This window comes from Nostoc sp. NZL (assembly GCF_015714705.1).
GTDB lineage: Bacteria > Cyanobacteriota > Cyanobacteriia > Cyanobacteriales > Nostocaceae > Nostoc > Nostoc foliaceum_A.
Genome location: NZ_WBKL01000028.1, coordinates 62,851 through 69,581 on the forward strand (window position 1 = coordinate 62,851; position 6,731 = coordinate 69,581).

Here is a 6,731-nt window from a genome sequence, read left to right on the forward strand (position 1 = left end):
AATCAATTCAAAATTCAAAATTCAAAATTTAAAATAATCAAGGGTTTTCCACCCTCTCCATCTCTCCTATTCCCAATTCCTTTAATGCGCTCTGGCAGCCGCACCGGGTTTCGCACCTGCGGCAGATGCTTGCGGTGTAGAAGTGCCGATGAGGCGTTGGATCTCATCTGGCTTAGAAGTCTTAGACATTGCCGCTTCAAAGGAAATTGTTCCTGCTTTGTAAAAATCGGCTAAAACCTTCTCCAGAGTTTGCATCCCCAATTTGCCGCCAGTTTGAATAGCTGAGTAAATTTGAGATGTTTTGCCTTCTCGAATCAAGTTAGAAATAGCAGGAGTAACAATCAGAATTTCTTGAGCCATCACCCGACCATACTCACCGGGTTTAGGGTTTTTCTTGGACACCAAAGTTTGGCTAAATACTGCCACTAACGAGTTAGACAACTGCACCCGCACTTGGGTTTGTCTTTCATGGGGGAAAACGTCGATAATCCGGTCAACTGTCTGTGCCGCGGAACTGGTGTGGAGAGTACCAAATACCAAGTGTCCTGTTTCGGCTGCGGAAATTGCCAAAGAAATTGTTTCCAAATCGCGCATTTCTCCCACCAAAACAATGTCTGGATCTTCCCGCAAAGCTGCTTTCAAAGCATTAGCAAAGCTCTTAGTATCTTCACCCAGTTGCCGTTGGTGAACCAAGCTTTTAATTGGTTCATAGACAAATTCAATCGGGTCTTCCACCGTCAAAATATGCTCTGCCTTGGTGCGGTTAATCAAGTCGATCATTGCCGCTAGGGTAGTTGTCTTGCCGGAACCTGTAGGGCCTGTTACTAGGATTAATCCCCTGGGCTTATCTGTCATTTCCCGCACCACATCTGGCAAACCTAATTTTTCAAAGTTAGGAATCTTAGAACTTAATGCCCGTAAGCAAGCAGCATAAGAACCACGTTCTTTATAGACATTGACCCGGAAGCGAGCTAGACCCTTAACACCATAAGAACAATCCAACTCCCAGTTTTGCTCTAAAGTTTTACGCTGGGTGTTGTTGAGCATACTAAAAATCAGCCTTTGACATTGATCAGCTGTCAATACATGCTCACCTATGGGGGTGAGTTTGCCACTGATGCGGAAGTAAGGAGGTAAACCTGCGGATAAATGCATATCCGAGCCACCCATTTCAATCAACTGTTCCATCAGGTCTTCAATCATCATTTCCATAGTTCTGCTTCCTCTTAATGTTTGTTATTTGGCTAAAGTTACTAAGCATTGACCAATGACTATTACTCTTAAAACCGAGATGTCATACAGTAGGGACAATCCAGCCATTCTTGTTTCAATGTGGCCTCGCAAGTCCGGCAAGTAAGACCAGTCTTGCGTTTGGCTTTTAACTCGGCTTCTAAACCAGTATCAGTAAACGTCACTCGTTCTACTTCTTCTAGAGTGGTGGAACCTTGGCGCACTAAGTCCAAACTGTAAGCCAGCAAGGTTTTCATGCCCTCTTCTATTGCCACTTCCTTGATACGTTCCGTGGGTGCATCTTCGTTAATGAGAGTTTGCAGGTTTTCGGTGACTCGCATGACTTCATAAACACCACAACGCCCTTTGTAGCCGACGCCATTACATTTTGAGCAAAGCTGATTTTTGGTTTTGGCTTCGGCGATCGCATCTAATGTCAAGGTGTTAGCTTTGTAGAAGGTGACTCCCACATCAGAGGAAGCTGATAGACCATAACGAGCCAGTTCCTCAGTTGTGGGAGTGTAGGGAACACGGCATTCAGAACATACACGCCGCACCAAACGTTGAGCTAAAACGCCAATTAGGGAACTTGAAACCATGAAAGGCTCAATCCCCATTTCTCCCAAACGAGCGATCGCTCCTGGGGCATCATTGGTATGTAAGGTAGTTAATACTAAGTGACCGGTCAAGGCAGCTTCAATTGCTGTTTTTGCCGTTTCCTTATCCCGCGTTTCACCCACCAGCAGCACATCTGGATCTTGTCGCAAGAAAGCCCGCAAAGCGGTAGCAAAATCCAGCCCTTTTTCCCGAATCACCTGTACTTGAGTAATCCCTGGAAGACTGTACTCAATTGGGTCTTCTACAGTACTGATATTAATTCCAGGATCATTCTTTTCTGAGAGTGCAGAATACAGCGAGGTTGTTTTCCCAGAACCAGTTGGCCCAGTTACCAAAATTAGCCCAAAGGGACGGCTAACCATATCCTGGACAATATGTAAAGTCTCTGGATCGGTAATTAACTTATCTAATCCCAGTTGGGTGGAGGAGTTATCCAAAATCCGCAGCACCACCTTTTCCCCGTAACGACTGGGTAAGGTATTCACCCGGAAGTCTACTTTACGTCCCTCAAACATTCGTCGGATACGTCCATCTTGGGGTAGACGGCGTTCAGCAATGTCTAGATTGGAGATGATTTTAAATCGGGCTGTCACTGCCGGGATAATTTTTTTCGGTAGGGGATCAAAAGCTTCACGCAGTACGCCATCTTTCCGAAAGCGAATGCGTAAGTTTTCTTCTTGCGGTTCGATATGAATGTCAGAAACGCCCTCATGCAAGGCTTTAGCCAGGATTCTGTTAACTAGGTTAATGACTGGGGCATCCTCTGCACCCTTCATCGCTGCCCCTAGATCAGCCTCCATTTCTTCAGGAGCATCAGAAATATCGAGATTTCCGAGGTTTTCTAAATCCTGATTAATATCTGTAAACTTTTCTTGTTCCAGGTGCTTTTGCCGAACAGCCATTTCATCCAGATATTGGTTGATTAGCTGCTGGTAGTCTTCCTGTGTAATCACCATGCGCTGCAACGCCAAGCCTTGAGGGCGCAAGATGCGGTTCAGGTCATCGGAAGCCTCTAGATTATCTGGAGCAACCATCGCCACTAAAACTGAGGGCGGGGTTTGGTCTTCGTGTTTCGATAGTGGTACTAAACGATGGCGACGACAGATATCCACTGGGATGAGGGTTTCAATCAGGTTCCCCATCATCGTGCTGCCAAAGGAATTGACTTCCGGATCAAGGAATTCAACACCGTATAGTATTTTAAGTTCAAATAGCTGTTGTTTTTTGTATTGCCTGAGCAACTCAGGTGATAGTTGTTGCCCAGTGATTGACTCTAGTACTTCCGTTAAGGGTCTGCCAGATTTACGGCTTTCAATTAGTGCCTGCCTCATCTGTTCGGTATTGACATAGCCAGATTGCACTAGCTTGTTGCCGAAGGGCGAAAACTCTGTTCTGGTAGTTAGAGCGGTACTGCGCCGTTGTGGTGACGAGTAAGTCATAAATGAGCAATTGATTTGGGGAAACCTCTGCTTAAAGTATTCCCAGGCTGTGAGACAGAATTCTCATTTCCTAAAAAAGTCCTGAGTCACGTCGCTTTGCTCCGAATTAAAAATTTAAAATTCAAAATTAAAGATATTTTCAAATAAGATGAGGGCGAGTTACATTCAGCGCTACTCTTGCAAATTACTCGTTCGGGTTCCCGCCTTAGTGGAGTCTGGGCTAACGTGTTCACCATTTGTCACAATAAGATGACGGTTACATCACTTCCAAGAACTTATCGGCAAAAAAATCAGCCTCAGTGGCACGTCGTGGATGACGACGGTTGCAAGCTGTGGAGATACACTGCCATAAAAAGCATCTGGAATGAGTAGACAATGATGGATGAAAATAAACAGATAAACAATACAAGCCAGCAATTGGGTGAACCAACAGAGGTAAAGCAAGCAATGAAGAGTGACTCCCCAGCCCAAACTAATTTCAATGAATCTGGTAGCGAGGTTACAGAGCAAGTGGCAGCCCAAACTAATGTATCGGGAGATACGACTACTCTCAATCAAGAAAATGGTGTCGCTGCAACTGAAGTGGAAACGACAGCTTTGGCAGAACTGACTCAACAAATCGAGTCTCTCAAAACGCAACTAGAAGAGCGTAGTACGCAATATATGCGGATTGCCGCTGATTTTGAGAATTATCGGAAACGTACTAGCAAAGAAAAAGAAGAGCTAGAGACACAAATCAAGCGGAATACCATTCTGGAATTGCTGCCAGTAGTCGATAATTTTGAGCGGGCGCGATCGCACCTCAAACCTCAATCTGATGGCGAAATGACCATGCACAAAAGTTACCAAGGCGTTTACAAACAATTAGTAGATAGCCTGAAGCGCTTGGGTGTATCACCAATGCGTCCTGAAGGCCAAGAATTTGATCCCAACCTGCACGAAGCAGTAATGCGCGAACCTACGGATGAACATCCTGAAGGAACAGTGTTAGAAGAGTTAGTGCGCGGATACTTCTTGGGCGAACGCGTGCTACGCCATGCAATGGTCAAAGTAGCTGCTCCTAAGGAAGATACCCCTGCTGCACCAGAAGATCAGTCGAGTTCAGCCAACAGTTAAGCTGTAGTCGCTCGCCTCACTGACCTAAAGTGCCTGGGTTCTAGCAAGGACGAGCATCGCGTACCTAAAACTTGGACAAGGCTTTGGATAACTCTCTGTGCTTAACTTCTCTTTTGCTACCAGCAACAGGGGTTCCACAGACGTTATCCGCTAGCCTTGGTTCATAGCAAAAAAGTTAGTCCGCGACATAATTACAGCAGAAAGAAACAGTAAAAATACTGGCAAGTATGGGAAAAGTTATTGGGATCGACTTAGGCACTACTAACAGTTGCGTCGCAGTTTTGGAGGGCGGTCAACCACTGGTGATCTCCAATTCTGAAGGTGGACGAACTACTCCAAGTATTGTGGGATTTGGGAAGAGTGGCGATCGCTTGGTTGGTCAATTGGCAAAGCGCCAAGCCGTAACCAATGCCGAAAACACAATTTACAGTATTAAACGATTCATCGGGCGGCGTTGGGATGACACTGACATAGAACGCGATCGCGTCCCTTACAACTGTGTCAAAGGTCGAGATGATACCGTTGATGTCCAAATTCGCTCAAAAAACTACACGCCACAAGAACTATCCGCCATGATCCTGCAAAAGCTCAAGCAGGATGCGGAAAACTTTTTGGGTGAGGAGGTCACTCAGGCAGTGATCACCGTACCAGCATATTTTACAGATGCCCAAAGACAAGCAACTAAAGATGCTGGCACGATTGCTGGACTAGAAGTCCTGCGAATCATCAATGAACCAACAGCTGCGGCTTTAGCTTTCGGATTGGAAAAGCAAGACCAAGAGCAGCTAATTTTAGTATTTGACTTGGGAGGCGGTACCTTCGACGTATCGATCTTGCAACTTGGGGATGGCGTTTTTGAAGTTAAGGCGACTTGTGGTAACAACCACTTGGGTGGAGACGACTTTGATAATGCGATCGTGCGTTGGATGATGGAACGTTTCCAGCAGCAAGAAAAGATCGACCTTTCCCAAGATAAGATGGCACTGCAACGCCTGCGGGAAGCAGCAGAAAAAGCAAAAATTGAACTCTCCAGCATGGTGAATACCTCCATCAACTTACCGTTTATCACGGCTGATAACACCGGGCCAAAACATCTGGAGATGGAACTCAGCCGCTCTAAATTTGAAGAACTGGCAGGGAAATTAATTGAAGGCACCATCGAACCAATGATCCAAGCGCTCAAAGATGCGGATCTCAAACCACAAGCTATAGATCGGATTATTTTGGTAGGAGGTTCTACTCGTATTCCCGCAGTTCAAAACGCGCTGATTAAGTTTTTCAACGGCAAAGCTCCTGATCGCTCTATCAACCCTGACGAAGCCGTAGCATTGGGAGCAGCTATCCAAGCAGGTGTGTTGGGTGGCGAAGTTGATAATCTCTTACTATTGGATGTTACCCCTCTGTCTTTGGGAATTGAAACTTTGGGTGAAGTGTTCACCAAAATTATTGAACGCAACACCACAATTCCTACAAGTAGGTCACAAATTTTTTCCACAGCAGTTGATGGGCAAACCTCAGTAGAAATTCACATCCTCCAAGGTGAACGGGCAATGTCACGAGATAACAAGAGTCTCGGCAAGTTTTTGCTAGCAGGAATACCCCCGTCGCCCCGTGGTGTGCCGCAAATCGAAGTATCCTTTGAAATCGATGTCAACGGCATCCTGAAGGTTTCTGCCCAAGACAAAGGTACAGGTCGAGAACAGAGTATCAGGATTACCAATACAGGTGGTTTGAGTACCAATGAAGTCGAACGGATGCGCCAAGAGGCCGAACTGTTTTCCGAAGAAGATAGAAGACGTAAAGAACTGGTTGAACTCAAAAACCAAGCAGATAATCTGTTGTTCAGTTACGAATCCACCATCAAGGATAATAGCAACTTTATCGGCGACCAGATGAAAACCTTGGCTAGTGAGAAAGTTTCACAACTCCAAGCTGCAATGATTGACTCTAGCATCTCCACAGTAGAATTTAAGCAGCGCTTAGACGACTTCCAACAAACCCTGTTTGCAATTGGTGCTGATGTCTACAATCGAGCTAACAGCCAAACAGATGAGATTGAAGAGGCTTCAGGTAGTCACTTTACCCCAGAAGTAGACTCACCAATGAACGGTACACTAATACCACAATTCAACTTTGATTTCGACGAAGAAAGTACTGCCCAGGTTGATTATGAGGCGATAGATTAGGGATTGGACATGGGGTATGGGTTATGGGGCTTATTAGTCATTAGTTATTTCTTCCCCGTCTCCCCTGCTCCCCCACCTCCTTCATCTTCCCCACTCCCCAAAGTTGCAGATTTTTGTTAAAAGAATTTAATCTATCTAAAAT

General features: G+C 45.5%; 4 protein-coding genes. 2 read left to right on the forward strand and 2 right to left on the reverse strand.

Annotated features, from left to right (window positions below; all coding sequences use genetic code 11):
- Positions 1-81 precede the first annotated feature (81 nt).
- Both F8R90_RS03510 and F8R90_RS03515 read right to left on the reverse strand, forming a co-directional pair.
- Positions 82-1,212: a type IV pilus twitching motility protein PilT gene (locus F8R90_RS03510; protein WP_196509578.1), complete on the reverse strand. Its 1,131-nt coding sequence runs from the start codon at positions 1,210-1,212 to the stop codon at positions 82-84.
- Between the two features lie 68 nt (positions 1,213-1,280).
- Entirely contained in the window at positions 1,281-3,287 is a 2,007-nt protein-coding gene (locus tag F8R90_RS03515; RefSeq protein WP_196509579.1) for a GspE/PulE family protein, read from the reverse strand.
- 375 nt (positions 3,288-3,662) lie between these two features.
- Between F8R90_RS03515 and grpE the strand changes: the two genes are divergently transcribed.
- Both grpE and dnaK read left to right on the forward strand, forming a co-directional pair.
- Positions 3,663-4,403, forward strand: coding sequence for a nucleotide exchange factor GrpE (grpE, locus tag F8R90_RS03520; protein WP_196509580.1), 741 nt, complete (start codon positions 3,663-3,665; stop codon positions 4,401-4,403).
- Positions 4,404-4,630: 227 nt separating this feature from the next.
- A complete protein-coding gene (gene dnaK, locus F8R90_RS03525; RefSeq protein ID WP_190899396.1) occupies positions 4,631-6,589 on the forward strand; it encodes a molecular chaperone DnaK in 1,959 nt (652 codons plus the stop codon).
- Positions 6,590-6,731: the final 142 nt, after the last annotated feature.